A 26107-nucleotide genomic window follows, 5' to 3' on the forward strand; every position below is an offset into this window, starting at 1 on the left:
GGGCTCAGAGTAATGGCCGCATCTGACATCGGCCCGGCCGGGACTCAGCGACCTCACGGAACCTATCCCGTCAAGGTCAACGCGAACAGCCGATCGGGTGATCAGCTCAAGCCCGGGTGAGTCGAGGCGATCTGGTAGGCCACCGGGCACACCACCTGTGCAGCCGAGTTACCTGCGCCGATCCGACGCCGTTGACCCGGTCATGAAGAAGATCAGCGCGCTCGCCGCGCTCACCATGGCAGCCCTCGTTCTCGCCGCCCCGGCCCACGCCGACGACGGCGACCGAGGCCGCATCAGCATCGCCGGCTACTCCGGTTTCGGCCTCTGCAAGGAGACACTCGCGCTCGTCCCCTGGGCCCTGCCGCTGACCGGCCCCGCCGTGGACGACGCCTGCCACAACCGCGACCACGACGAGATGCACGACCGGGCCGCCGCGCCTGCCCTCACGCCGTGAGGTGCGTCGGGGCGAACATGCGCAGCAGCGCCGGGAGCACGACCACCGAGGGGCCGGGCTCGGACAGGGCCTTGGCCAGGTCCGCCTCCAGGGTCTCCGGGGTCGTCCTGACCCCGGGGACGCCGAAGGACTCGGCGAGCGCCACATAGTCCGGACGCGTCAGTTCGGTCGCCGTGGCCTCACCGAAGGCGTCGTTCATGTACTCGCGCAGGATGCCGTAGCCGCCGTCGTCGACGATCAGCCAGGTGACGCCCAGCCCGTACTGCCGGGCCGTGGCGAGCTCGGCGATCGAGTAGAGCGCGCCGCCGTCGCCGGACACCGCGAGCACCGGGCGGGTCGGGTCGGCGGCCGCCGCGCCGAGCGCCGCCGGGAAGCCGTAACCGAGGCCGCCGGCGCCCTGGGCGGAGTGCATCCGGTTGGGGCCCTTGGCGTCGAACGCCGACCAGGCCCAGTACGCCAGGATCGTCATGTCCCAGAAGGACGGGGAGTCGGCGGGCAGCGCCCGGCGCACGGACGCCAGCACCTCCTGCTCCAGGGTGAGTTCCTGGTCGGCGATCCGGGCGGCGACCTTGTCGAGCACCTCGCGCACCCGCTCGGGGGCGCTCTCGTCCTGCCGCTCGGCCACGGTCTCCAGGAGCGCCTGCAGTGCCAGGCGCGCGTCCGCGTGGATGCCCAGCGCCGGGTGGTTGGACTCCAGCTTGCCGAGGTCGGCCTCGATCTGCACGACCCGGCCGCGCGGCCTGAACGTGTGGTAGTTCGAGGAGAGTTCGCCGAGGCCGGAGCCGACGACCAGCAGGACGTCGGCGTCCTCCAGGAAGTCGGTGGTGTGCCGGTCCTCGATCCACGACTGGAGCGACAGCGGGTGCTCCCAGGGGAACGCGCCCTTGCCGCCGGGGGTGGTGACGACCGGCGCCCGAAGGGTCTCCGCCAGCTGGAGCAGCTTCCCGGAGGCGTCGGCGCGGACCACTCCGCCGCCCGCGATGATCGCCGGGCGCTCGGCGCCGGACAGCAAGTGGGCCGCCACCGCCGTCAGTTCGGGGCGCGGCACCACTTCCTCGGGGAAGGCGTCGCCGCCGGTAACGACCGGGATCGACGTCTCCGCGAGCAGCACGTCCTGCGGGATCTCCACCCACACCGGGCCGTGCGGGGCGGTCAGCGCGGACTTCCAGGCCGCCTCGATCGCGGAGGGGATCTGGGACTGGGTGCGCACGGTGTGGACCGACTTCACGACGCCCCGGAACGAGGCCGCCTGGTCGGGCAGTTCGTGCAGATAGCCGTGGCGGCCGCCACCGAGGCCCGCCGTCGGGATCTGGCTGCTGATCGCCAGCACCGGGGCCGAGGCGGCCGCCGCCTCCTGGAGCGCGGCGAGCGAGGTCAGCGCGCCCGGTCCCGTCGACAGCAGCAGCGGGGCCGCCTCGCCGGTGATCCGGCCGTAGGCGTCGGCGGCGAACCCGGCGTTGTTCTCCACGCGCAGCCCGACATAGCGCAGGTCGCTGCGGCGCAGCGCGTCGAACATGCCGAGCGCGTGCTGGCCGGGCAGCCCGAACACGGTCGTCGCGCCGAGCCCGGCCAGCGTCTCCACGACCAGGTCCCCGCCGTTGCGGCCGGCCGGCGGGTTCAGGGCGGCGGTGATCTGCTCCTGCGTCGGACGGAGTACCAGGTCGTGGTCGTGGGTCACTTGCCCTCGTCCTCCTTGCGCGCCGCCGCGATCTGGCGGGACATGATCGTGGTCAGTTCGTAGGCCGTGTGGGACGCGGCCACCGACGTGATCTCCGCGTGGTCGTACGCGGGGGCCACCTCGACGACGTCGGCCGACACCAGGTTGCAGGATGCCAGGCCGCGCAGGATCTCCAGCAGCTCGCGGGAGGTCATGCCGCCCGCCTCGGGGGTGCCGGTGCCGGGCGCGTGGGCCGGGTCGAGGCAGTCGATGTCGATGGAGACGTACAGCGGGCGGTCGCCGATGCGCTGGCGGAGCTGGTCGGCGACCTCGTCGGCGCCACGGCGGTAGACGTCCGCGGAGGTGACGATGCCGAAGCCCATCTTCTCGTCGTCGGTGAGGTCCTGCTTGCCGTAGAGCGGGCCGCGGGTACCGACGTGGGAGAGGGCGGAGGTGTCGAGGATGCCCTCCTCGACGGCCCGGCGGAACGGGGTGCCGTGGGTGTACTCGGCACCGAAGTACGTGTCCCAGGTGTCCAGGTGCGCATCGAAGTGGAGCAGGGCGACCGGGCCGTGCTTCTTCGCCACGCTCCGGAGGAGCGGCAGCGCGATGGTGTGGTCGCCGCCGAGGGTCATCAGACGGGCGCCGGTGCCGAGGAGGTCGTCGGCGGCGGCCTCGATGGTGTCGACGGCCTCGTTGATGTTGAACGGGTTCACGGCGATGTCGCCGCCGTCCGCGACCTGCGCGAGGGCGAACGGGGAGGCGTCCTGCGCGGGGTTGTAGGGACGCAGCAGCCGGGACGCCTCGCGGATGGCGTTGCCGCCGAAGCGGGCGCCCGGCCGGTACGAGACGCCCGAGTCGAACGGCACACCAACCACGGCGACGTCGGCGCGGCCGACCTCGTCGAGGCGCGGAAGCCGGGCGAAGGTCGCGGGGCCCGCGTACCGCGGGACGCGGGAGGAGTCGACGGGGCCGCGGGGCGTCTCGTTGCTGGTCATGGGGAAATGCCTTCTTTCCTACGCTGCATGGCGTATGCGGGATATGTGCCTATGACTCTACTGGCCGGCCGGCACCGGCTCGGACACGAGTTCGGGGTCCCGTCCGGCCAGACGCTCGCGCCAGGCGGCGAGGACGGCCGCGTCGGTGGGCGTCGTGAGCAGCGAGACGGCGACGTACGCGACGAGGGAGGACAGCAGGCCGTAGTAGACGGGCTCGTTGGCGAGGATGCCGTAGGTCGCCATCAGGGTGATCACGGCGACACCGCCGACCACGACCGAGGCGAGGGCGCCCTGCGCGGTCCCGCGGCGCCACAGCAGTCCGCCGAGGATCGGCACGAGCAGCCCGCCGACGAGCAGGTTGTAGGCGACGGTCAGGGCCTCGACGACGTTGTTCAGCGCGATGGCCGTGGCGATCACGGCGACACCCATCAGCAGGATGAAGAAGCGGTTGCCCTTCACCTCGTCGTGCGCCTCCCCGTCCGGGCGGACCACCCCGCGCAGCCGCGACCAGATGTCGTTGTTGGCGACGGTCGCGCAGGCGATGAGCGCGCCGGAGGAGGTCGACATCACGGCGGCCAGGGCCGCGGCCAGCACGAGGCCGCGCACACCCATGGGCAGTTCGTCCTTGACGATGGTCGCGAAGGCGTCGTCGGCGCTGGCGAGGTTCGGGTACAGCACCTTGGCCGCGGTGCCGATGACGGCGCCGGCCAGGGCGTAGGCCAGGCAGTAGGTACCGGCGACCGTGCCGCCCCACTTGGCCGTGGTGTCGCTGCGGGCGGTGAACACGCGCTGCCAGATGTCCTGCCCGATGAGCATGCCGAAGGTGTAGATCAGGACGTAGGTGAAGATCGTCTCGCCGCCGATGCCCAGCGGGTCGAAGTACTCGGTCGGCAGGGTCGCCTTCATCTCGCTGAACCCGCCGGCCTTGACGACGGCGATGGGCAGCAGGAGCAGCAGCACGCCGATCGTCTTGACGACGAACTGCACCATGTCGGTCAGGGTGATCGACCACATGCCGCCGAGCGTCGAGTAGGCGACGACGATCGAGCCGCCGAGGATGATCGCGAGGGTGCGGTTCATGTCGAACAGCACGTCGAAGATCGTGGCGTAGGCGATGGTCGAGGTGACCGCGAGCATCAGGGTGTACGCCCACATGACGACACCGGAGATCACGCCGGCCCGGCCGCCGTAGCGCAGGTCCAGCATCTCGGAGACGGTGTAGACCTTCAGCCGGGCGATCCGCGCGGAGAAGAAGATCGAGAGGGCGAGCAGGCCGAGGCCGATGGTGAAGACCATCCAGGCGCCGGAGAGGCCGTACTGGTAGCCGAGGCCGACGCCGCCGATGGTGGACGCGCCGCCGAGGACGATCGCCGCCATGGTGCCGGAGTACATCGCGGGGCCGAGGCGGCGCCCGGCCACCAGGAACTCGCTCTTGGACTTGGCGCGGCGCATGCCCCACCAGCCCATGGCCAGCATGCCGGCCAGATAGACGACGATCACTGTGTAGTCGACGGCCATGGTGGGGCCTCCTTCGCGCACATCCCGGTGGCGTGTCGTGCAGATGGGGTGGGGACTGCCGGCAGCGGACCGCGGGGACAACCGCCCTCCCCCACGCTCGAACCCGCTCGCGCGGGGGGACCCCCATCCACGGCTGCCGGACTGGAACGACAGTAGGTGGCCGGAAAGTGGCTGCGAAGTGTACGTTTCATCCATTCGGAACGCCGCGAGTGGAGGAAGCATCCATGCCGGACCACGCCGTTCCGCCGACCCCGCCCGTGCCGCTGGCGGCCCTGCTGGCCCGCGAGGACCTGGGACTGCGCCAGATCGCGGGGCCCGTGGACGCGGACACGGTGATCCACTGGGCGCACACCTCGGAGATGGCCGATCCCTATCCCTATCTGCTGGGCGGCGAGCTGCTGCTGTCGGCGGGTGTGCACGTCCCGGAGGCGGCCGGCACCGGGACGTACTTCGACGACTACGTGGGGCGGATCGTCGCGGCCGGCGGCGCCGCCCTCGGCTTCGGGCTGGCCCCCGTGCACGACACCGTGCCGCGCGCCCTGGTCGAGGCCTGCGACGCCCACGGGCTGCCGCTTCTGGAGGTACCGCCGCGCACCACGTTCTCCGGGGTGGCGCGCGCGGTGTGGCAGCTCATGGCGCAGGCCCGGCTCGCGGAGCTGCGGCGGGTGACGGAGGCCCAGCAGAGCCTGGCGGCGGCTGCCGCGCGCCCCGACCCGGTGCGGGCGGTACTGCGGCAGCTGGCCCAGCGGGTGGGCGGGCACGCCGTCCTGTACGGCCCCGAGGGGACCCGGGTCGCGGCTGCGGGCCGGGCGGTGGAACCGGCGGCCGGGCGGGCGCTGGCCGCGCTCGCGGAGGTCGTCCGGCCCACGGGACCCGGCACGCCCACCTCCGCGACCGACACCGCCGGCGACACGCGGCTCGCCGCCTACGCGCTGGGCGCCGGGCACGGCTTCGTCCTCGGGGTGGCCGCCGAGCAGCACCGGTCCGGGGACCACACCGTCGCCTCGGTGGCCGCCGTCCTGCTGTCCCTGCTCACCGGCGAGCATCAGAGCGGCTCGGGCGCGGCCCGCTCCTCCGCCCTGGTCCGGCTGCTGCTCGGGGCCGAGCCGCACGCGGTGGCCCCGCTGCTCGGCGCCGAGACCTGGCTGGTGGTGCACGCGGCGCCGGACACACCGCCGTGCGACCCGGTGGCGGCGTCCGCGCTGGGCGCGGCCCTCGGCTCGCCCCTGGTCGACCTGGGGCAGGACGTCGTCCGCGTCCTCGTCCCGGCGGACCGGGCGCCGGACGCCCAGACGGGCTGGACGCTCGGGGTGAGCTCCCCGGTACCGGCCGGGGAGTGGCCCGTGGCGGACACCCAGGCGTCCCGGGCGCTGGCGCGGGCGCGCGCCACCCGCACGCCCTTGTCCCGGCACGGCGCACACCGCCCGGCCCTCGCCGACCTGGTCCCCGGGGACACGGCACGCGCGCACGCGCGCGCCCTGCTCGCGCCGCTGACCGGCACCCTCGCGGAGACCCTGCGCACCTGGCTGTCGCTGCACGGCAGCTGGGACCGTACGGCGGTGGCGCTGGCCGTGCACCGCAACACCGTCCGCCAGCGGATCGCCCGGTGCGCGGCGCTGCTGGAGGCGGACCTGGACGACGCGGACGTCCGGATGGAGCTGTGGTTCGCCCTGCGCCATGCCGAACCGTCCGATTCGGGCCAGTGACCCGCGTCGCACGCACTCCGGAGCAGGCCACCGGGCCCGTCGTCTGCCTCACAATGGGACCCATGCCGATACCCGGGACACCCAGCCGCGCCGAGCTCGTCGACCACCTCGTCCGCACCCGCATCGCGGGCGACGTCGCGACCCCCCGCGAGAACAACCTCTCCCACTACCGCCAGCTGGCGAACGGCAACCGCCACTACTGGCTGGGCCTGGAGCTCGGCGACCGCTGGACCGACGAGCAGGACGTCCTTGCGGTGATGGCGGAGCGCGTCGGCGTGAACGACGACGCCGAGCACCGGCACGGCCAGGACACCATCGACCCGGAGCTGACGGTGGCCGCGCTGGAGCGCATGGCGGCCCGGCTGCGCAAGGCGGCCGACGGCACCCAGCGGGTCCTGTTCGCGACGGGCCACCCGGGGGGCCTGCTGGACGTGCACCGCGCCACGGCCGCCGCGCTGCGCGCCGCCGGCTGCGAGATCGTCGTGATCCCCGAGGGCCTGCAGACCGACGAGGGCTATGTCATGCAGTTCGCCGACGTGGCCGTCCTGGAGCACGGTGCCTCGCTGTGGCACACGCACTCCGGCGACCCGATGAAGGCGATCCTCACCGGCCTGGAGCGCGAGGGCCGCCCGCTGCCCGACCTCGTGGTCGCCGACCACGGCTGGGCGGGATACGCCGGACAGCACGGCGTGGACTCCGTCGGCTACGCCGACTGCAACGACCCGGCCCTGTTCCTCGCCGAGTCCGAGGGCACGGTCCAGGTCGTCGTCCCCCTCGACGACCACGTGGTCAGCCCCCGCCACTACGACCCGATGACGGCGTACCTCCTGTCGGAGGCGGGCCTGGGCGACGCCTGAGGCCTGCCCGCCCGGGTCGGCGCCCGCCGACGCATCCCTGCCCACATCAGGCTAAGATCACGTCTGCCGCTCGGGGTGGCCCCCTCAGGCGCCTTCGCCGCGCGGGACGCGGACCACGCCCTCCTGGATGACCGAGACCGCGAGGCGGCCGTCCTGGGTGTAGATGCGGGCCTGGCCGAGGCCGCGGCCGCCGTGGGCCGACGGGGACTCCTGGTCGTACAGGAGCCATTCGTCGGCGCGGAACGGGCGGTGGAACCACATGGCGTGGTCCAGGGAGGCGCCGACGACGTCGCCGACCGCCCAGCCGCCGCGCCCGTGTGCGAGCAGCACCGAGTCGAGCAGGGTCATGTCGGAGACATAGGTCGCCAGCACGACGTGCAGCAGGGGGTCGTCGGCGAGCTTGCCGTTGGTGCGGAACCACACCTGGGAGTGCGGCTCGCGCGGCTCGCCGTAGCGGCCGTACGGCGGCTCGTCGACATAGCGCAGATCGACCGCCCGGCGCGCCTCCAGGAACCGCTCGACGACCGCCGGGTCGAGGTGGCCGTAGCCGCGCAGCCGCTCCTCCGAGGTGGGCAGCGACGCCGGGTCGGGCGAGGGCGGCATCGGGGCCTGGTGGTCCAGGCCCTCCTCGTACGTCTGGAAGGACGCCGACAGCGCGAAGATCGGCTTGCCGTGCTGGACGGCGACCACCCGGCGGGTGGTGAAGGAGCGCCCGTCGCGCATGCGGTCGACGTTGTAGACGATGGGCGCGCCCGGGTCCCCCATGCGCAGGAAGTACGCGTGGAGGGAGTGGGCGGGCCGGTCCGCGGGCACCGTGCGGCCGGCGGCCACGAGCGCCTGGGCCGCGACCTGCCCGCCGAAGACGCGCGGGACGACGGCGGACTGGGACCGGCCACGGAAGATGTCCACCTCGATCTGCTCCAGGTCGAGCAGATCGAGGAGGCTCTGAAGTGCCTCGTTCATGGCACCTTTTCTACTGGCAGGGAATGTCAGGAGCCTTACAGGCCCATGTCCTTCGCGATGATCGTCTTCATGATCTCGCTGGTCCCGCCGTAGATGCGGTTGACGCGGTTGTCCGCGTACAGACGCGCGATCGGGTACTCGTTCATGAAGCCGTAGCCGCCGTGCAGCTGGAGGCACCGGTCGATCACCCGGTGGGCGACCTCGGTGCAGAACAGCTTCGCGGAGGCGGCCTCGGCGGGCGTCAGCTCACCGGCGTCCAGGGCCTCCAGGGCGCGGTCGGCGACGGCCTCGGCGGCGTCCACCTCGGCCTGGCAGGCGGCCAGCTCGAACTTGGTGTTCTGGAACGCGGCGACCGGCTTGCCGAAGACGGTGCGGTCCTGCACGTACTGCTTGGCGAACCGGACGGCGGCCTTGGCCTGGGCGTAGGCGCCGAACGCGATGCCCCAGCGCTCGGAGGCGAGGTTGTGGCCGAGGTAGTAGAAGCCCTTGTTCTCCTCGCCGAGCAGGTCCTCGACGGGGACCTTGACGTCGACGAAGGCCAGCTCGGCGGTGTCGGAGGTGCGCAGGCCCAGCTTGTCCAGCTTGCGGCCGACGGAGTAGCCCTCGGACTTGGTGTCCACGGCGAACAGCGAGATGCCGTGGCGGCGGTCCTCGGCGGTGGGCGCGGCCGTACGGGCGCAGACGATCACACGGTCGGCGTGCACACCGCCGGTGATGAAGGTCTTGGCGCCGTTGAGGACGTAGTGCGTGCCGTCCTCGGAGAGCTTGGCGGTGGTCTTCATGCCCGCGAGGTCGGAGCCGGTGCCCGGCTCGGTCATCGCCAGCGCCCACATCTCCTCGCCGGAGACGAACTTCGGCAGGAAACGCTTCTTCTGCTCGTCGGTGGCGAGCATCTTCAGGTACGGCAGGCCGAGCAGCACGTGCACACCGGAGCCGCCGAACTGCACACCGGCGCGGGCGGTCTCCTCGTACATGATCGCCTCGAACTTGTACGAGTCGATGCCGGCGCCGCCGTACTCCTCGTCGACGCGGATGCCGAAGACGCCGAGCTCGGCGAGCTTGTAGTAGAAGTCGCGGGGCGCCTGGCCCGCCGCGAACCACTCGTCGTACACGGGTACGACCTCGGCCTCGATGAAGGCGCGGATGGTCTCCCGGAACGCCTCGTGGTCCTCGTTGAACACAGTACGGCGCACGCCGTCCACCTCCACCGGTACATGTCTAAGCGCTTGCTCATCAAAGGTACCGGCGAGTAGCGAAGAACGTCCAGGGTGGAACGACCGTAACGCTCGTCACTCCCCCGGCGAGCGCGCCCCGTCCCCGGCCGCTCCGAAGGCCCCGCGCGCCATCCGGTGCAGCAGCCCCGCGGTCGTCCCGCGCCCCGGCAGGGCACCCGGACGGCCGAGGTGCGGGGTGGAGTTCAGCAGGCCGAAGACCGAGTGGACGGCCGAGCGGGCGGTCGGCTCGGTGAGCTCCGGATAGACCCGGCGCACCACCTCCACCCACAGCTCGACGTACTGCCGCTGGAGCTGGCGCACGAGCTTGCGGTCGCTGTCGCGCAGGCGGTCCAGCTCACGGTCGTGCAGGGTGATCAGGGGGCGGTCGTCGAGGGCGAAGTCGATGTGGCCCTCGATCAGGGAGTCGAGGACCTCCTCCGCCGGCACCCCGTCCGCCTCCGCCAGGCGCCGCTTCGCGCCCGTCAGCAGCCGGCCGCTGATCCCGACCAGCAGCTCGGCGAGCATCGCGTCCTTGCCGGCGAAGTGACGGTAGAGACCGGGGCCGCTGATACCGACGGCGGCGCCTATCTCGTCGACACCGACGCCGTGGAAGCCGCGCTCGGCGAAGAGCCGCGCGGCCTCCTTGAGGATCTGTTCGCGGCGGGTGGGGGCGTCGGTTCTGGTGGCCATGGGAACGATTCTAGACAGGGAGGTTAGCGGTCGTTAACCTGTTGGAAATGCGTTAACGCTCATTAACAAGGTGAGGGGACCGCGAGGATGCACGAGGCACCGGAGCTCCAGAGCGCGGCGGATCCCGCGTCGGAGACCTGGCGGGCCAACGAGGAGGCCCACCGGGCACTCGGGGAGGAACTGCGCGCCAGGCTGGCCGCGGTGCGGCTCGGCGGGGGTGAGAAGGCCCGCGCCCGGCACACCGCGCGCGGCAAGCTGCTGCCCCGCGACCGGGTCGACACCCTGCTCGACCCGGGCTCGCCCTTCCTGGAGCTCGCCCCCCTCGCCGCCGACGGGATGTACGACGGACAGGCCCCGGCGGCCGGTGTGATCGCCGGGATCGGGCGGGTCAGCGGCCGTGAGTGCGTGATCGTCGCCAACGACGCCACGGTCAAGGGCGGCACCTACTACCCGATGACCGTCAAGAAGCACCTGCGCGCGCAGGAGGTGGCCCTGGAGAACCGGCTGCCCTGCCTGTACCTGGTCGACTCCGGCGGCGCCTTCCTGCCGATGCAGGACGAGGTCTTCCCGGACCGCGACCACTTCGGGCGGATCTTCTACAACCAGGCCCGGATGTCCGGCGCGGGCATCCCCCAGATCGCCGCGGTCCTCGGCTCCTGCACGGCCGGCGGCGCCTATGTCCCCGCGATGAGCGACGAGGCCGTGATCGTGCGCGGCCAGGGCACGATCTTCCTCGGCGGCCCGCCGCTGGTGAAGGCGGCGACCGGCGAGGTCGTCACGGCGGAGGAGCTCGGCGGCGGCGAGGTCCACTCCCGGGTGTCCGGCGTGACCGACCATCTCGCGGAGGACGACGCGCACGCGCTGCGCATCGTGCGGAACATCGTCGCGACCCTCCCCGCCCGCCGCGACCTCCCCTGGGAGGTCACCGCCGCCGTCGAGCCCAAGGTCGACCCGGCCGGGCTGTACGGGGCCGTGCCGGTCGACTCCCGCACGCCGTACGACGTCCGCGAGATCATCGCGCGCGTGGTCGACGGCTCCCGGTTCGCGGAGTTCAAGTCCGAGTTCGGGCAGACCCTGGTCACCGGCTTCGCCCGGATCCACGGGCACCCGGTCGGCGTCATCGCCAACAACGGCATCCTGTTCTCCGAGTCCGCCCAGAAGGGCGCCCACTTCATCGAGCTGTGCGACCAGCGCAGCATCCCGCTGGTGTTCCTGCAGAACATCTCGGGGTTCATGGTCGGCAAGGACTACGAGGCCGGCGGTATCGCCAAGCACGGCGCCAAGATGGTGACGGCGGTCGCCTCCACCCGGGTACCGAAGCTGACGGTCGTGGTCGGCGGCTCGTACGGCGCGGGCAACTACTCGATGTGCGGCCGGGCGTATTCGCCGCGCTTCCTGTGGATGTGGCCGAACGCCAAGATCTCCGTCATGGGCGGCGAGCAGGCCGCCTCGGTCCTCGCGACCGTCAAGCGCGACCAGCTGGAGGCGCGCGGCGAGTCCTGGCCGGCCGAGGACGAGGAGGCGTTCAAGGCGCCCGTCCGCGAGCAGTACGAGCGCCAGGGCAACGCCTACTACGCCACCGCCCGGCTCTGGGACGACGGGGTCATCGACCCCCTGGAGACCCGCCAGGTGCTGGGTCTGGCCCTGACCGCCTGTGCCAACGCGCCCCTGGGTGACCCCCAGTTCGGCGTCTTCCGGATGTGAGGGGGACCATGTTCGACACCGTGCTCGTGGCCAACCGGGGCGAGATCGCCGTCCGGGTCATCCGTACACTGCGCGCGCTCGGCGTGCGCTCCGTGGCCGTCTTCTCCGACGCGGACGCCGACGCCCGCCATGTCCGCGAGGCCGACACGGCGGTGCGGATCGGTCCGGCGCCGGCCGCCGAGAGCTATCTGTCCGTGGAGCGGCTGCTGGAGGCCGCCGCCCGCACCGGCGCCCAGGCCGTCCACCCCGGCTACGGCTTCCTCGCGGAGAACGCCGGCTTCGCGCGCGCCTGCGCCGACGCCGGGCTGGCCTTCATCGGGCCGTCCGCCGACGCCATCTCCCTGATGGGCGACAAGATCCGGGCCAAGGAGACCGTGAAGGCCGCCGGGGTCCCGGTGGTGCCGGGCTCCAGCGGCAGCGGTCTCACCGACGCCGAACTGGCCGACGCCGCCCGCGAGATCGGCATGCCCGTGCTGCTCAAGCCGTCGGCGGGCGGCGGCGGCAAGGGCATGCGGCTGGTGCGGGACGAGGCGCTGCTGGCGGACGAGATCGCCGCCGCCCGCCGTGAGGCCCGCGCCTCCTTCGGCGACGACACCCTGCTGGTCGAGCGGTGGATCGACCGGCCCCGGCACATCGAGATCCAGGTCCTGGCCGACGGGCACGGGAACGTCGTGCACCTCGGCGAGCGCGAGTGCTCGCTGCAGCGCCGGCACCAGAAGATCATCGAGGAGGCGCCCAGCGTGCTCCTCGACGAGGCCACGCGCGCGGGGATGGGCGAGGCGGCCGTACAGGCGGCCCGCTCCTGCGGCTACCGGGGCGCGGGCACGGTCGAGTTCATCGTGCCGGGCGGCGACCCGTCCTCGTACTACTTCATGGAGATGAACACCCGGCTCCAGGTGGAGCACCCGGTCACCGAGCTGATCACGGGGCTCGACCTGGTGGAGTGGCAGCTGCGGGTGGCGGCCGGGGAGCGGCTGGCCTTCGGGCAGGACGACATCCGGCTCACCGGGCACGCCGTCGAGGCCCGCGTCTGCGCCGAGGACCCGGCGCGCGGCTTCCTGCCGTCCGGCGGCACCGTCGTGAAACTGCGGGAGCCGCAGGGCGACGGGGTGCGCACCGACTCCGGGCTCAGCGAGGGCACCGAGGTCGGCAGCCTGTACGACCCGATGCTGTCCAAGGTGATCGCGTACGGCCCCGACCGCGCGACCGCGCTGCGCAGGCTCCGGGCGGCTCTGGCGGAGACGGTCACGCTGGGCGTGCCGACCAACGCGGGGTTCCTGCGGCGGCTGCTGGCGCATCCGGCGGTCGTGGCGGGCGAGCTGGACACCGGCCTGGTCGAACGCGTGGTGGACGACCTGGTCTCCACCGAGGTGCCCGAGGAGGTGTACGAGGCGGCGGCGGCCGTCCGCCTCGACGCGCTGCGCCCCCGGGGCGACGGCTGGACGGACCCCTTCGCGGTGCCGAGCGGCTGGCGGCTCGGCGGCACCCCACGCCCGGTGAGCTTCCCTCTGCGCGTGCAGGAGCCCGTGGAGTACACCCCGCGCGGCACGGCGACCGTCACCGACGACGAGGTGTCCGTGACCCTCGACGGTGTCCGGCACACCTTCCGGCGGGCCGCCGACTGGCTGGGCCGCGACGGCGACGCCTGGCACGTACGCGACCACGACCCGGTGGCCGCCTCGCTCACCGGTGCCGCCCACGCGGGCGCCGACTCGCTCACCGCGCCCATGCCCGGGACGGTGACGGTGGTGAAGGTCGCCGTCGGCGACGAGGTGACGGCGGGCCAGAGCCTGCTCGTGGTGGAGGCGATGAAGATGGAGCACGTCATCTCCGCCCCGCACGCGGGCACCGTCGCCGAACTCGACGTCACACCCGGCACGACGGTCGCCATGGACCAGGTCCTCGCGGTCGTCACCCCGGCGGAGGAGGACCGATGACGCTGCCCATGACCGTCCCGGCGCCGGGTCTGCCGGCCCGGGTGCGCATCCACGAGGTCGGCGCGCGCGACGGCCTGCAGAACGAGAAGTCGACCGTGCCCACCGAGGTCAAGGCGGAGTTCATCCGCCGGCTCGCCGCGGCCGGTCTGACGACGATCGAGGCGACGAGCTTCGTCCACCCGAAGTGGGTGCCCCAACTCGCGGACGCCGAGCAGCTGTTCCCGCTCGTCTCCGACCTTCAGGGCGTCGAGCTGCCGGTCCTGGTCCCGAACGACCGCGGCCTGGACCGGGCGCTCGCGCTCGGCGCCCGCCGTATCGCGGTGTTCGCCAGCGCCACCGAGTCCTTCGCCAAGGCCAACCTCAACCGGACGCTGGACGAGTCCCTCGCGGTGTTCGAGCCGGTGGTGCGGCGCGCCAAGGACGAGGGCGCTCACGTGCGCGGATATGTCTCGATGTGCTTCGGCGACCCCTGGGAGGGCGCCGTGCCGCTCCCCCAGGTCGTCCGGGTGTGCAAGGCGCTCGTCGCGATGGGCTGCGACGAGCTGAGCCTCGGCGACACGATCGGCGTGGCCACACCGGGCCACGTCCGCGCGCTGCTCTCCCAACTGAACGAGGAGGGTGTGCCGACCGACGTCATCGGCGTGCACTTCCACGACACCTACGGCCAGGCCCTCGCCAACACCTACGCCGCCCTGCAGCACGGCGTCACCACCGTCGACGCCTCCGCGGGCGGTCTCGGCGGCTGCCCGTACGCCAAGTCCGCGACCGGCAACCTCGCCACCGAGGACCTCGTGTGGATGCTGCGCGGCCTCGGCATCGACACCGGGGTCGACCTCGGCCACCTCGTCGCCACGAGCGACTGGATGGCCGGCCACCTGGGACGGCCCAGCCCCTCCCGCACCGTACGAGCCCTCTCCCACAAGGAGCAGTGAACCGCCATGGACCACCGTCTCTCCCCCGAACTGGAGGACCTCCGCCGCACGGTGGAGGAGTTCGCCCACGACGTCGTCGCGCCGAAGATCGGCGACTTCTACGAGCGTCATGAGTTCCCGTACGAGATCGTGCGGGAGATGGGCCGTATGGGGCTGTTCGGCCTGCCGTTCCCCGAGGAGCACGGCGGCATGGGCGGCGACTATCTGGCGCTGGGCATCGCCCTGGAGGAACTGGCCCGGGTCGACTCCTCGGTGGCCATCACGCTGGAGGCGGGTGTCTCGCTGGGCGCCATGCCGATCCATCTCTTCGGCACCGAGGAGCAGAAGCGCACCTGGCTGCCGAAGCTGTGCTCCGGTGAGATCCTCGGCGCGTTCGGCCTGACCGAGCCGGACGGCGGCTCCGACGCGGGCGCGACCCGGACGACGGCCCGCCTGGACGAGTCGACCGGCGAGTGGGTCATCAACGGCACCAAGTGCTTCATCACCAACTCCGGTACCGACATCACGGGTCTGGTGACGGTGACGGCGGTGACGGGCCGCAAGCCGGACGGCAAGCCGCTCATCTCCTCGATCATCGTGCCCTCCGGCACCCCGGGCTTCACGGTCGCCGCCCCCTACTCCAAGGTCGGCTGGAACGCCTCCGACACCCGCGAGCTGTCCTTCGTGGACGTCCGGGTCCCGGCGGCCAATCTGCTGGGCGAGGAGGGCCGCGGCTACGCGCAGTTCCTGCGCATCCTGGACGAGGGCCGGATCGCGATCGCCGCGCTGGGCACGGGTCTGGCGCAGGGCTGTGTGGACGAGTCGGTGAAGTACGCCAAGGAGCGGCACGCGTTCGGGCGTCCGATCGGCGCCAACCAGGCCATCCAGTTCAAGATCGCCGACATGGAGATGAAGGCGCACACCGCCCGCCTCGCCTGGCGTGACGCGGCGTCGCGGCTGGTGGCCGGGGAGCCGTTCAAGAAGGAGGCGGCGCTGGCGAAGCTGTACTCGTCCACGGTCGCGGTGGACAACGCCCGGGACGCCACGCAGATCCACGGCGGCTACGGCTTCATGAACGAGTACCCGGTGGCCCGGATGTGGCGGGACTCCAAGATCCTGGAGATCGGCGAGGGCACCAGCGAGGTGCAGCGCATGCTGATCGCGCGGGAGCTGGGCCTGGCGGGCTGACCCGCCGCGCACGATCCGAACGAGGCTCAACGTCCTGGAGGCCCCGGGGCGTTGGGCCTCGTGCCGTACCGGGCCCGCATCACGGGCCGGGCGCGAGATCGATCACAGCGCCCCACCCCTGGACAACAGCTCAGGTTAGGCTAACCTACCTTCGAACTGTCCAGCGGTGATCAGCCCTGTTCGAAAGCAGCGAAGCCATGTCCAACGCCAGAGCCACCCACCTCACCCGTCGCGGCATCCTCGCCGCCGGCGGCGCCCTCGGCCTCGGGGCCGTGCTCGCGGCCTGCGGGGACGACGACGCCAAGAGCGGTGGGGCGAACGAGGCCGCGGGCGCGGGCAAGTCCGGCCCCTGGACGTTCAAGGACGACCGTGGCACCACCGTGAAGCTGGACAAGGTCCCCACGAAGATCGTCGCCTTCGTCGGCGTGGCCGCCGCCCTGTACGACTACGGCATCGAGGTCAAGGGCGTCTTCGGCCCGACCAAGACCAAGGACGGCAAGGCCGACGTGCAGGCCGGCGACATGGACGTCAGCAAGCTGACGGTGTTCGGCAACGTCTGGGACCAGTTCAGCGTCGAGAAGTACGCCGCGTTCGCCCCCGAGGTCCTCATCTCCACGACCTTCGACAGCGCCGGCACCCTCTGGTACGTCCCCGAGGCGTCCAAGGACAAGATCGCCAAGCTCGCCCCGAGCGTGGCCGTCTCCGTCTACGACCGTCAGCTGACCCAGCCGCTGGAGCGGGTGTGGGCGCTGGCCGAGTCCCTCGGCGTCGACCTGAAGAGCGGCAGGGCCGCCCAGGACAAGAAGGAGTTCGAGGCCGCCGCCGAGCGTCTGCGCAAGGCCGCCAAGGCCCGCCCGGAGATCAAGGTGATGGCCGGCTCCGCCAGCCAGGACATCTTCTACGTCTCCGGCACCAACCTCTCCATCGACCTGGAGTACTTCAAGGCCCTCGGCGTGAACTTCGTGGAGCCGCCGGAGAGCGCCAAGAAGGAGGGCGGCGGCTGGTACGAGAGCCTGAGCTGGGAGAACGTCGACAAGTACCCGGCCGACATCATCATGATGGACGACCGCTCCCAGACCATCCAGCCGGCCGACATCAGCGAGGGCACCTGGAAGAAGCTGCCCGCCGTGAAGGCCGGGCAGGTCATCCCGCGCTCCCCCGAGCCGATCCTGTCCTACGCCAAGTGCACGCCGCTGCTGACGAACCTGGCCGAGGCCATCGAGAAGGCCAAGAAGGTCGCCTGACCGGCGGCCACTTGAGGTCGCGGGGCGGCCGCGGACCGGCGGTGACCGGCCGGGCGGCCCCCCGCACCCCCAGGGCCGTGTCCGTACGGCCCACAGCAGGCACGAGCAGGCACATCTGAAGCCGATCCGGGAGTCGCCCCCATGACCACCGCCGTCGCCGCCCCCTTCCGCTTCTTCGCCCTCCACGTCGTACGGACCCGGCGGCTCGGCCCGTCCCTGGTCCGGGTCACCTTCGGCGGCGCGGACCTGGAGCACTTCCACTCCGACGGGTGCGACCAGTCCCTGTCGCTGTTCCTGCCGCACCCGGGGCAGAGCGAGCCCCGGGTGCCCGTGGAACTGGGCGACGGCTGGTGGCAGGCCTGGCGTGAACTGCCCGACGACGTAAGGGCGGTGATGCGCTCGTACACGCTGCGCGCGCTGCGCCGCGACCCCGGCGAGATCGACATCGACTTCGTGCTGCACACCCCGGCCGGTCCGGCCTCCTCCTGGGCCGCGCGGGCCGCCGCGGGCGACCGGGTGCTGGTGCTCGGCCCCGCGACCGCGGACAACCGGGCCATCCGCTTCCGGCCGCCCGCCGACACCGGGCCGGTCGTCCTGTGGGGCGACGAGACGGCCGTACCCGCCGTCGCCGCCGTCCTGGAGACGCTGCCGGCCGGCACCCTCGCCCAGGTGTGGCTGGAGGTGCGCGACCCCGGGGACGTCCAGGACCTGCCGACCGCAGCCGACGCCGAGATCACCTGGCTGATCCGCAACGGGGCCTGTCCCGAGGGGACTCCGCTGGCCCTGGACCCCCTCCGCGCCGCCCACCTCCCCGCCGCCGACCGGCCGTACGTCTGGCTCGCGGGCGAGTCGGGCAGCGTGAAGGCGCTGCGGCGGCACTTCGTCGCCGAACGCGGCCTGGACCGGCGGCGGGTCACCTTCGTGGGCTACTGGCGCCACGGCATGAGCGAGGAACAACTGCGCGCGACGGCGTGACGTCCGGCGCCCGCCGGGCGCCTCCCGTGATCGCGGTCACGTCCCCACCGGGGCGCGAGCAATATCAACTTAGGTTAGGCTAACCTAAGCTAATCAAGCTCCTCGTCCCAGAGCCCCGTCCCCACCGGAGGACCTCCCCATGCGCTCGCACCTGCTCAACGACACGACCGCGGAGCAGTACCGCCGCTCCGTGACCGAAGGTATCGAGCGGGTGGCCGCCAAACTCGCCGCCACCGACCGGCCGTTCACCGGTGTCACGGTCGACGCCCTGGCCCCCGCCGTCGACGCGATCGACCTGGACCGCCCGCTGCACGACACCGCCGCCGTGCTCGACGAGCTGGAGGACGTCTACCTCCGGGACGCCATCTACTTCCACCACCCGCGCTATCTCGCCCACCTCAACTGCCCCGTCGTCATACCGGCGGTGCTCGGCGAGGCGGTCCTGTCCGCCGTCAACTCCTCCCTGGACACCTGGGACCAGTCGGCCGGCGGCACCCTGATCGAGCGCAAACTGATCGACTGGACGGCCGCCCGCGTCGGCCTCGGCCCGGCCGCCGACGGCGTGTTCACCTCCGGCGGCTCCCAGTCCAACCTCCAGGCGCTGCTGCTGGCCCGCGAGGAGGCCAAGACGGACAGGCCGGCCGACCTGCGCATCTTCGCCTCCGAGGCCGGGCACTTCAGCGTGCAGAAGTCCGCGAAGCTCCTCGGGCTCGGCCCGGACGCCGTGGTGACCATCCCCGTCGACCACGACAAGCGCATGCAGACCGTCGCGCTCGCCCGGGAGCTGGAGCGCTGCGTCCGGGACGGCCTGGTCCCGATGGCCGTCGTCGCCACCGCCGGCACCACCGACTTCGGCTCCATCGACCCGCTGCCCGAGATCGCCGAGCTGTGCGCGCAGTACGGCACCTGGATGCACGTCGACGCCGCCTACGGCTGCGGGCTGCTGGCCTCGGTGAAGTACCGGGACCGCATCGACGGCATCGAGCGCGCCGACTCCGTCACCGTCGACTACCACAAGTCCTTCTTCCAGCCGGTCAGTTCGTCCGCCGTGCTGGTCCGCGACGCCGCGACCCTGCGGCACGCCACCTACCACGCCGAGTACCTCAATCCGCGCCGGATGGTCCAGGAGCGCATCCCCAACCAGGTCGACAAGTCCCTGCAGACCACACGCCGCTTCGACGCGCTCAAGCTGTGGATGACCCTGCGCACCATGGGCGCCGACGGCATCGGGCAGCTCTTCGACGAGGTGTGCGACCTGGCCGCGGCGGGCTGGCGGCTGCTGGCCGCCGACCCCCGCTTCGACGTGGTCGTGCAGCCCACCCTGTCCACCCTCGTCTTCCGCTACGTCCCGGCCTCCGTCACCGACCCGGCCGAGATCGACCGGGCCAACCTGTACGCCCGCAAGGCCCTGTTCGCCTCCGGCGACGCCGTGGTCGCGGGCACCAAGGTCCAAGGCCGCCACTATCTGAAGTTCACCCTGCTCAACCCCGAGACGACGACCGAAGACATCGCCGCCGTCCTCGACCTGATCGCCGGCCACGCCGAGCAGTACCTGGGAGACTCCCTTGACCGCGCGTCCTGACAACCCGTCCGTGATCCACGACTTCGTGGGCATCGGGCTCGGCCCGTTCAATCTGGGCCTCGCCTGTCTGACCGAGCCCATCGCCGAACTCGACGGCGTGTTCCTGGAGTCGAAGCCCGACTTCGAGTGGCACGCGGGCATGTTCCTGGACGGCGCCCACCTCCAGACGCCGTTCATGTCGGACCTGGTGACCCTCGCCGACCCGACCTCGCCGTACTCCTTCCTGAACTATCTGAAGGAGAAGGGCCGGCTGTACTCGTTCTACATCCGGGAGAACTTCTACCCGCTGCGCGTCGAGTACGACGACTACTGCCGCTGGGCCGCGAACCGGCTGAGCAGCATCCGGTTCGACACGACGGTGACCGAGGTGACGTACGAGGAGGCGGACGGGATCTACGCCGTGCGTACCGAGGCCGGCGAGCTCTACCGGGCCCGCCATCTCGTCCTCGGCACCGGCACCCCGCCGCACATACCCGAGGCGTGCGAGGGCCTGGGCGGCGACTTCCTGCACAACTCCCGCTATCTCCAGCACAAGGCGGAGCTGCAGAAGAAGGACTCCATCACGCTGGTCGGCTCCGGGCAGTCCGCCGCCGAGATCTACTACGACCTGCTGAGCGAGATCGACGTCCACGGCTACCGGCTGAACTGGGTCACCCGCTCCCCGCGGTTCTTCCCGCTGGAGTACACCAAGCTCACCCTGGAGATGACGTCCCCGGAGTACGTCGACTACTACCGGGAGCTGCCCGAGGACACCCGCTACCGGCTGACCGCCGAGCAGAAGGGCCTGTTCAAGGGCATCGACGGCGATCTGATCAACGAGATCTTCGACCTGCTCTACCAGAAGAGCCTCGGCGGCCCGGTCCCCACCCGGCTGCTCACCAACTCCGCCCTCACCGGCGCCCGGTACGACGACGGCACGTACACGCTGTCCTTCCGCCAGGAGGAGCAGGGCAAGGACTTCACGCTGGAGTCGCAGGGCCTGGTCCTCGCGACCGGCTACAGGTACGCCGAGCCCGAGTTCCTGCGCCCGGTCCGCGACCGCCTGGTCTACGACGGCCGGGGCAACTTCGACGTCGCCCGCAACTACGCCGTCGACGTCACCGGCCGCGGGGTGTTCCTGCAGAACGCCGGTGTCCACACGCACAGCATCACCAGCCCCGACCTGGGCATGGGGCCGTACCGGAACGCGTACATCATCCGCGAGCTGCTCGGCACCGAGTACTACCCGGTCGAGAAGACGATCGCGTTCCAGGAGTTCTCCGTATGACCACCCCCGCCTTCACCTTCCGCCCCCTCGACCCGCTGAGGGACGCGGAGCTCCTGCACTCCTGGGTGACCCACCCCAAGGCCGCGTTCTGGATGATGCAGGACGCGAAACTGGAGGACGTCGAGCGCGCCTACATGGAGATCGCGGCCGACGAGCACCACCACGCCCTGCTCGGCCTCGACGAGCGCGGGGCGCCCGCGTTCCTGATGGAGAGGTACGACCCCGCGCACCGGGAGCTGACCGGCCTGTACGACCCGGAGCCGGGGGACGTCGGCATGCACTTCCTGACGCCGCCGACCGACCGCCCCGTGCACGGCTTCACCCGGGCCGTGATCACCGCCGTGATGGAGCACCTCTTCGAGGACCCGGCGGTCCGGCGGGTCGTCGTGGAACCGGACGTCGCCAACACCGCCGTCCACGCCCTGAACGCGGCCGTGGGATTCGTGCCCGAGCGCGAGATCCAGAAGCCCGAGAAGAAGGCGCTGCTGAGCTTCTGCACCCGTGAGCAGTTCGAGGCAGCCCGAGGAGCAGCCGTATGACCCTGTCCGACGCCGTGGCGCATCTGTCCCCCCACCGCTGGGCGCGGGCCAACCGCCTTCTGATCCGCAAGGCGCTCGCCGAGTTCGCCCATGAGCGCCTGCTCACCCCCGAGGCGACCGGCGACGGCCGCCACACCGTCCGCAGCGACGACGGGCGCACCCGGTACACCTTCACCGCCGTGCGCCGCGCGCTGGACCACTGGCAGATCGACGCCGACTCGATCACCCGTCACCGCGACGACGCCGAACTCCCGCTGGAGGCACTCGACTTCTTCGTCGAGCTGCAGAAGTCGCTCGGGCTGAGCGACGAGATCCTGCCCGTGTACCTGGAGGAGATCTCCTCCACCCTCTCGGGCACCTGCTACAAGCTGACCAGGCCGCAGGTCCCGGCCGCCGAGCTGGCCCGGTCGGGCTTCCAGGCGATCGAGGCCGGGATGACCGAGGGCCACCCCTGCTTCGTCGCGAACAACGGGCGGCTCGGCTTCGGCGTCCACGAGTACCTGGAGTACGCCCCGGAGGTCGCGCGTCCGGTCCGGCTGGTGTGGCTGGCGGCCCACCGCTCGCGTGCCGCGTTCACCGCCGGCGTCGGCGTGGAGTACGAGTCGTTCCTGCGCGAGGAGCTGGGCGCGGAGACCGTGGACCGCTTCCACGGGGTGCTGCGCGCACGGGACCTCGACCCCGGCGACTACCTCTTCATCCCGGTGCACCCCTGGCAGTGGTGGAACAAGCTGGCCGTCACCTTCGCCGCCGAGGTGGCCCGCGAGCACCTGGTCGTGCTGGGCGAGGGCGACGACGAGTATCTGGCCCAGCAGTCCATCCGGACGTTCTTCAACAGCACGAGCCCCGAGAAGCACTATGTGAAGACGGCCCTGTCCGTCCTCAACATGGGCTTCATGCGGGGTCTGTCGGCCGCGTACATGGAGGCCACGCCCGCCATCAACGACTGGCTGGCCCAGCTCGTCGAGGGCGATCCGGTGCTGCGGTCGACGGGCCTGTCGATCATCCGGGAGCGGGCCGCCGTCGGCTACCGGCATCTGGAGTACGAGGCGGCGACGGACCGTTACTCGCCGTACCGCAAGATGCTGGCGGCGCTGTGGCGGGAGAGCCCGGTGTCCCGGCTCGAGGACGGCGAGACGCTGGCCACCATGGCCTCGCTCGTGCACGTGGACCACGAGGGCGCGTCCTTCGCGGGCGCCCTGATCGAGCGGTCCGGGCTGGAGCCGGCGGAGTGGCTGCGGCACTATCTGCGGGCCTACTTCGTGCCGCTGCTGCACAGCTTCTACGCCTACGACCTGGTGTACATGCCGCACGGCGAGAACGTCATCCTGGTCCTCAAGGACGGGGTGGTGCGACGCGCGATCTACAAGGACATCGCCGAGGAGATCGCCGTCATGGACCCGGACGCGGTGCTGCCGCCCGCGGTCGAGCGGGTGCGGGTGGACGTGCCCGAGGACACCAAGCTGCTGTCGGTCTTCACGGACGTCTTCGACTGCTTCTTCCGCTTCCTCGCGGCCGACCTGGCCGCCGAGGGCATCCTCGACGAGGACGCCTTCTGGCGGACGGTCGCCGAGGTGACCCGGGACTACCAGCGGTCGGTGCCGGAGCTCGCGGAGAAGTTCGAGCGGTACGACATCTTCGTCCCCGAGTTCGCGCTGTCCTGCCTCAACCGCCTCCAGCTGCGCAACAACCGGCAGATGGTGGACCTCACGGACCCGGCGGGCGCCCTCCAGCTCGTCGGCACCCTGAAGAACCCCATCGCCGGGTTCTAGAAGGACGGGCGGGCGCCCCCGGAGTACGGTCCTCCGGGGGCGCCCGTCGTCGTGTGCCGTGCGCGCTACGCCGTGGGCCAGGGCACCTGCGGTGACCGGTAGAAGTCGACGCCCAGCGCCTCCCACCGCTCCGCCTGCGCGGCGAGCCGCACCTTGTAGGCGTCCCAGTCATGTGTCGAGGCCGGCGACCAGCCGAGCTCGGCGACCCCGGGAAGCCGCGGGAACGCCATGTACTCGATCTCGTCGGAAATTGGTCAGCGTCTCCGACCACAGCGGAGCCTCGACGCCGCGGATCGCCGACGCGGGCGCCCCGGGCAGATACGCGCCCGGGTCCCAGTCGTAGGACCGGCGCACCTCCACCAGGCCCGCCCAGGACAGCCCCAGCGGGGTGTCGGCGGTGTACTTCATGTCGAGGTAGATCCGGTCGGCGGGCGACAGGACGATCCCGGTGCCATTGCGCGCGGCCGCGGCGACCCGCTCCTTCTCCTGGGCGCTCGTGCCGTCCAGGCCCCAGTACTGGGCGAGCGCGCCCTTGGCCGGGGTGGCCCCGGTCAGCTGGTGCCAGCCCACCACGGTCTTGCCGTACCGGGCGACGACCGGCTGGACGCGCTCCATGAACGCCACGTAGTCCTCGTGGCTGGTGGAGTGCGCCTCGTCGCCGCCGATGTGGAGGTAGCGGCCGGGGGTGAGCGCGGCCAGCTCGCGGATCACGTCGTCCACGAAGTCGTAGGTGATGTCCTTGCCGACGCACAGCGAGCTGAACCCGACCGCGGTGCCCGTGTAGAGCGGCGGCGCGACACCGTCGCAGTTCAGCTCGGCGTACGAGGCCAGCGCGGCGTTGGTGTGCCCGGGCATGTCGATCTCGGGGACGACCTCCAGATAGCGGGAGGAGGCGTACCGGACGATCTCCTTGTAGTCGGCCTTGGTGTAGTGGCCGCCGGGGCCGCCGCCGACCTGGGTGGAGCCGCCGTAGGTGGCCAGGCGGGGCCAGGAGTCGATGGCGATGCGCCAGCCCTGGTCGTCGCTGAGGTGCAGATGCAGCTTGTTGATCTTGTAGAGGGCGAGCTGGTCGATATAGCGCTTGACCTGCTCGACGGTGAAGAAGTGCCGGGAGACGTCCAGCATCGCGCCGCGCCAGCCGTAGCGCGGGGTGTCCTCGATGGTGCCGCCCGCGACCAGCCAGGGGCCGGGCTGCACGGAGTCCTTCTCGACGGCCGCCGGGAGCAGTTGGCGCAGGCTCTGCACACCGTGGAAGAGGCCGGCGGGGGCGGCGGCGGTGATGGTGACGCCGCTGGGTCCGCTGTCCAGGCGGTAGCCCTCGGCGCCGGACGCACCCCGCTCCAGGCGCAGCCGGATGCCTCCGGCGCCGCGGTCGGTGACCGGCAGGCGGTAGCCGGTGGAGGGGCGCAGGATGTCCGCGAGGTACTCGCCGACGCGGCGGGTCTCCCGGGAGCCGTCGACCCGGATCTGGGTGCCGCGGGTGATCCGGTACGGGTTCTTGCCCGGTGTGACGGACGCGGGCGCGGGGATCACGCGGTCGAGCGGGGTGGGTGCCGTCGGGCGGGAGGCGGGCGCGGCCCCGGTCACCGAGACGCCCATGGCGACCAGTAACAGGGAACCGAGAAGGCGCAGCGTTCTGTGTTTCACAAAACCGTCCCTTCGATGAGCCGTTGACGCTCCAAGAGGTCTGGACCACTCTCTCGCGACCCGGATGGAACAATCCACCCCATGGCGGAAATCATCCAGAGGGACGGCACGTGGATCTTCGACGGCGACGCCCTGCGGCTGATCCCCGGCCGCGACAAGAGCGTCGGTGTGCTCCGCGCGACGCTGGGCGAACTCGTGGTGCCGCTGGGGGCGTTGGCCGGGATCTCGTTCGAGCAGGGCAAGCGGTCGGGGCGGCTCAGGCTGCGGCTGCGCGACGGTGCCGACCCGCTGCTGCTGGCCACGGGCGGGCGGCTCACCGAGCCCCATGACCCCTACCAGCTCGTCGTGGAGCCCGACCGGTACGGCGTCGCGGAGTACCTGGTGGACGAGGTCCGCAACGCGCTGCTGCTGGACGAGGTCCCGGCCGACCCCGTCGACCGGTATCTGCTGCCGGGCCCCTCGGTGCCGCTGTCGTTCTCCGCCGGGGACGGCACGGCCGGCTTCGACGGCGAGCAGGTACGGCTGGAGTGGAACTGGAAGACGGAGGAGGCAAAGGCCGCGGGCGGGCCGCGCACGATCCATGTCTCGGACGTCCGCGCGGTGGAGTGGCAGCCGGCCGCCGGCCTGGAGAACGGCCACCTCCGCTTCGTCGTGCGCCATGGGTCCGCCAAGACCCCGCCCAAGTACGACCCGCACGCGGTGGAGCTGTGGGGGTTCAAGAAGGACCCGCTGATGGCGCTCGTCGCGGCGGCGGTGCAGGCCCGCATCCCCCATCCGGCCGCCCCCGCGCCCGAACGGGCGATCCCGCGGCAGCCGGAGCCCGAGGACCACGACGTCCTGCTGCGCCGGCTGCGCGAACTGGGCGATCTGCATCGCACGGGCGTCCTGACGGACGAGGAGTTCGCGGCGGCCAAGCAGGCCGTTCTGAAGCGGATGTAGCAGAGAACCCCGCCATCGGCATCCATCTGCCCGATATCGGGCAGAATTCTTGCGAAGGGATCTCGCATACCCCAGGATCTAGTCCGTGCACGACGACCTCGTTGATCATCTGACTCGCAGCACGCCCCTGAACCGGGGCGAGGCGCTGAGGGTGATCCAGGACGTGCTCGCCTACTTCGACGAGACGACCGAGCAGTTCGTCCGTCGCCGCCACCGCGAGCTCCAGGCCCAGGGCCTGGTGAACGCGACGATCTTCGAACGGATCGAGGCGGACCTGAAATACCGGGCGGTGGCACCGCCGGAGCTCTCGCTCCGGCAGCTGCGCCGGATCGTCTACGGCTAGGGGTA

At 71.6% G+C, this 26107-nt stretch carries 21 protein-coding genes and 1 pseudogene; 15 read left to right on the forward strand and 7 right to left on the reverse strand.

The features are described from left to right. The first annotated feature begins 202 nt into the window (after window positions 1-202). Entirely contained in the window at window positions 203-454 is a 252-nt protein-coding gene (locus tag KBY32_RS22355; RefSeq protein WP_107905545.1) for a hypothetical protein, read from the forward strand. Here KBY32_RS22355 and KBY32_RS22360 read toward each other — a convergent pair. The 3 genes from KBY32_RS22360 to KBY32_RS22370 are packed head-to-tail and all read right to left on the reverse strand — an operon-like array spanning window position 444 to window position 4627. After that, window positions 444-2132: a thiamine pyrophosphate-binding protein gene (locus tag KBY32_RS22360; protein ID WP_210981353.1), complete on the reverse strand. Its 1689-nt coding sequence runs from the start codon at window positions 2130-2132 to the stop codon at window positions 444-446. The genes KBY32_RS22355 and KBY32_RS22360 overlap by 11 nt on opposite strands. Then, window positions 2129-3109, reverse strand: coding sequence for an agmatinase (gene speB, locus KBY32_RS22365; RefSeq protein ID WP_210981354.1), 981 nt, complete (start codon window positions 3107-3109; stop codon window positions 2129-2131). The genes KBY32_RS22360 and speB overlap by 4 nt, the downstream gene beginning before the upstream one ends. Window positions 3110-3166: 57 nt before the next feature. Further along, window positions 3167-4627 carry a sodium:solute symporter gene (locus KBY32_RS22370; RefSeq protein ID WP_210981355.1) on the reverse strand — a complete coding sequence of 487 codons (1461 nt, stop codon included), beginning with the start codon at window positions 4625-4627 and terminating at the stop codon, window positions 3167-3169. Between the two features lie 224 nt (window positions 4628-4851). Between KBY32_RS22370 and KBY32_RS22375 the strand changes: the two genes are divergently transcribed. Both KBY32_RS22375 and KBY32_RS22380 read left to right on the forward strand, forming a co-directional pair. Continuing rightward, complete coding sequence (locus KBY32_RS22375) at window positions 4852-6333, forward strand: PucR family transcriptional regulator (RefSeq protein WP_055623465.1); 1482 nt, start codon at window positions 4852-4854, stop codon at window positions 6331-6333. 62 nt (window positions 6334-6395) lie between these two features. Then, window positions 6396-7190: a phosphatase gene (locus tag KBY32_RS22380; RefSeq protein WP_108710667.1), complete on the forward strand. Its 795-nt coding sequence runs from the start codon at window positions 6396-6398 to the stop codon at window positions 7188-7190. An 84-nt stretch (window positions 7191-7274) separates the two neighbouring features. Here KBY32_RS22380 and KBY32_RS22385 read toward each other — a convergent pair whose 3' ends face one another. The 3 genes from KBY32_RS22385 to KBY32_RS22395 form a co-directional block, all read right to left on the reverse strand. Beyond that, entirely contained in the window at window positions 7275-8153 is an 879-nt protein-coding gene (locus tag KBY32_RS22385) for an acyl-CoA thioesterase II (RefSeq protein WP_210981356.1), read from the reverse strand. Between the two features lie 35 nt (window positions 8154-8188). Next, window positions 8189-9346 carry an acyl-CoA dehydrogenase family protein gene (locus tag KBY32_RS22390; RefSeq protein ID WP_210981357.1) on the reverse strand — a complete coding sequence of 386 codons (1158 nt, stop codon included), beginning with the start codon at window positions 9344-9346 and terminating at the stop codon, window positions 8189-8191. A gap of 96 nt (window positions 9347-9442) precedes the next feature. Beyond that, entirely contained in the window at window positions 9443-10057 is a 615-nt protein-coding gene (locus KBY32_RS22395; protein ID WP_210981358.1) for a TetR/AcrR family transcriptional regulator, read from the reverse strand. Between the two features lie 87 nt (window positions 10058-10144). On the opposite strand from KBY32_RS22395, the gene KBY32_RS22400 reads away from it, so the two are divergent. The 10 genes from KBY32_RS22400 (at window position 10145) to KBY32_RS22445 (ending at window position 23173) form a co-directional block, all read left to right on the forward strand. Further along, on the forward strand, window positions 10145-11761 hold the full coding sequence (locus KBY32_RS22400; RefSeq protein WP_210981359.1) for a carboxyl transferase domain-containing protein: 1617 nt from the start codon (window positions 10145-10147) through the stop codon (window positions 11759-11761). Window positions 11762-11769: 8 nt separating this feature from the next. Next, window positions 11770-13698, forward strand: a complete 1929-nt coding sequence (locus KBY32_RS22405) for an acetyl-CoA carboxylase biotin carboxylase subunit (RefSeq protein ID WP_210981360.1) — start codon at window positions 11770-11772, stop codon at window positions 13696-13698. After that, window positions 13695-14630, forward strand: coding sequence for a hydroxymethylglutaryl-CoA lyase (locus KBY32_RS22410; RefSeq protein ID WP_210981361.1), 936 nt, complete (start codon window positions 13695-13697; stop codon window positions 14628-14630). Before KBY32_RS22405 ends, KBY32_RS22410 begins: the two co-directional genes overlap by 4 nt. A gap of 6 nt (window positions 14631-14636) precedes the next feature. Then, window positions 14637-15797, forward strand: a complete 1161-nt coding sequence (locus KBY32_RS22415) for an acyl-CoA dehydrogenase family protein (RefSeq protein ID WP_210981362.1) — start codon at window positions 14637-14639, stop codon at window positions 15795-15797. A gap of 197 nt (window positions 15798-15994) precedes the next feature. Then, complete coding sequence (locus KBY32_RS22420) at window positions 15995-17041, forward strand: ABC transporter substrate-binding protein (protein ID WP_210981363.1); 1047 nt, start codon at window positions 15995-15997, stop codon at window positions 17039-17041. A gap of 141 nt (window positions 17042-17182) precedes the next feature. Beyond that, on the forward strand, window positions 17183-18016 hold the full coding sequence (locus KBY32_RS22425; RefSeq protein ID WP_210981364.1) for a siderophore-interacting protein: 834 nt from the start codon (window positions 17183-17185) through the stop codon (window positions 18014-18016). A gap of 139 nt (window positions 18017-18155) precedes the next feature. Continuing rightward, window positions 18156-19598, forward strand: a complete 1443-nt coding sequence (gene desA, locus KBY32_RS22430; RefSeq protein ID WP_210981365.1) for a lysine decarboxylase DesA — start codon at window positions 18156-18158, stop codon at window positions 19596-19598. Next, a complete protein-coding gene (locus KBY32_RS22435) occupies window positions 19582-20865 on the forward strand; it encodes a lysine N(6)-hydroxylase/L-ornithine N(5)-oxygenase family protein (protein WP_210981366.1) in 1284 nt (427 codons plus the stop codon). Before desA ends, KBY32_RS22435 begins: the two co-directional genes overlap by 17 nt. Then, window positions 20862-21404 (forward strand): GNAT family N-acetyltransferase, encoded by a 543-nt coding sequence (locus KBY32_RS22440; RefSeq protein WP_210981367.1) that lies wholly within the window; start codon window positions 20862-20864, stop codon window positions 21402-21404. The genes KBY32_RS22435 and KBY32_RS22440 overlap by 4 nt, the downstream gene beginning before the upstream one ends. Continuing rightward, window positions 21401-23173 carry an IucA/IucC family siderophore biosynthesis protein gene (locus tag KBY32_RS22445; protein ID WP_055623453.1) on the forward strand — a complete coding sequence of 591 codons (1773 nt, stop codon included), beginning with the start codon at window positions 21401-21403 and terminating at the stop codon, window positions 23171-23173. Before KBY32_RS22440 ends, KBY32_RS22445 begins: the two co-directional genes overlap by 4 nt. Window positions 23174-23238: 65 nt before the next feature. Here KBY32_RS22445 and KBY32_RS22450 read toward each other — a convergent pair. Beyond that, a pseudogene (locus KBY32_RS22450) lies at window positions 23239-24772 on the reverse strand (beta-N-acetylhexosaminidase). A gap of 129 nt (window positions 24773-24901) precedes the next feature. On the opposite strand from KBY32_RS22450, the gene KBY32_RS22455 reads away from it, so the two are divergent. After that, a complete protein-coding gene (locus tag KBY32_RS22455) occupies window positions 24902-25759 on the forward strand; it encodes a DUF4429 domain-containing protein (protein ID WP_055623451.1) in 858 nt (285 codons plus the stop codon). A gap of 85 nt (window positions 25760-25844) precedes the next feature. Next, window positions 25845-26102 (forward strand): hypothetical protein, encoded by a 258-nt coding sequence (locus tag KBY32_RS22460; protein ID WP_055623450.1) that lies wholly within the window; start codon window positions 25845-25847, stop codon window positions 26100-26102. Window positions 26103-26107: the final 5 nt, after the last annotated feature.

It is taken from the genome of Streptomyces sp. RK62 (genome assembly GCF_018070255.1).
GTDB lineage: Bacteria > Actinomycetota > Actinomycetes > Streptomycetales > Streptomycetaceae > Streptomyces > Streptomyces nigra.

Bases quoted from the DNA above. Each gene is read 5' to 3' on its own strand.
- KBY32_RS22355 (WP_107905545.1), top strand. From the start codon at position 203: ATGAAGAAGATCAGCGCGCTCGCCGCGCTCACCATGGCAGCCCTCGTT.
- speB (WP_210981354.1), bottom strand. From the start codon at position 3,109: ATGACCAGCAACGAGACGCCCCGCGGCCCCGTCGACTCCTCCCGCGTC.
- KBY32_RS22370 (WP_210981355.1), bottom strand. From the start codon at position 4,627: ATGGCCGTCGACTACACAGTGATCGTCGTCTATCTGGCCGGCATGCTG.
- KBY32_RS22375 (WP_055623465.1), top strand. From the start codon at position 4,852: ATGCCGGACCACGCCGTTCCGCCGACCCCGCCCGTGCCGCTGGCGGCC.
- KBY32_RS22380 (WP_108710667.1), top strand. From the start codon at position 6,396: ATGCCGATACCCGGGACACCCAGCCGCGCCGAGCTCGTCGACCACCTC.
- KBY32_RS22385 (WP_210981356.1), bottom strand. From the start codon at position 8,153: ATGAACGAGGCACTTCAGAGCCTCCTCGATCTGCTCGACCTGGAGCAG.
- KBY32_RS22395 (WP_210981358.1), bottom strand. From the start codon at position 10,057: ATGGCCACCAGAACCGACGCCCCCACCCGCCGCGAACAGATCCTCAAG.
- KBY32_RS22400 (WP_210981359.1), top strand. From the start codon at position 10,145: ATGCACGAGGCACCGGAGCTCCAGAGCGCGGCGGATCCCGCGTCGGAG.
- KBY32_RS22405 (WP_210981360.1), top strand. From the start codon at position 11,770: ATGTTCGACACCGTGCTCGTGGCCAACCGGGGCGAGATCGCCGTCCGG.
- KBY32_RS22410 (WP_210981361.1), top strand. From the start codon at position 13,695: ATGACGCTGCCCATGACCGTCCCGGCGCCGGGTCTGCCGGCCCGGGTG.
- KBY32_RS22415 (WP_210981362.1), top strand. From the start codon at position 14,637: ATGGACCACCGTCTCTCCCCCGAACTGGAGGACCTCCGCCGCACGGTG.
- KBY32_RS22420 (WP_210981363.1), top strand. From the start codon at position 15,995: ATGTCCAACGCCAGAGCCACCCACCTCACCCGTCGCGGCATCCTCGCC.
- KBY32_RS22425 (WP_210981364.1), top strand. From the start codon at position 17,183: ATGACCACCGCCGTCGCCGCCCCCTTCCGCTTCTTCGCCCTCCACGTC.
- desA (WP_210981365.1), top strand. From the start codon at position 18,156: ATGCGCTCGCACCTGCTCAACGACACGACCGCGGAGCAGTACCGCCGC.
- KBY32_RS22440 (WP_210981367.1), top strand. From the start codon at position 20,862: ATGACCACCCCCGCCTTCACCTTCCGCCCCCTCGACCCGCTGAGGGAC.
- KBY32_RS22445 (WP_055623453.1), top strand. From the start codon at position 21,401: ATGACCCTGTCCGACGCCGTGGCGCATCTGTCCCCCCACCGCTGGGCG.
- KBY32_RS22455 (WP_055623451.1), top strand. From the start codon at position 24,902: ATGGCGGAAATCATCCAGAGGGACGGCACGTGGATCTTCGACGGCGAC.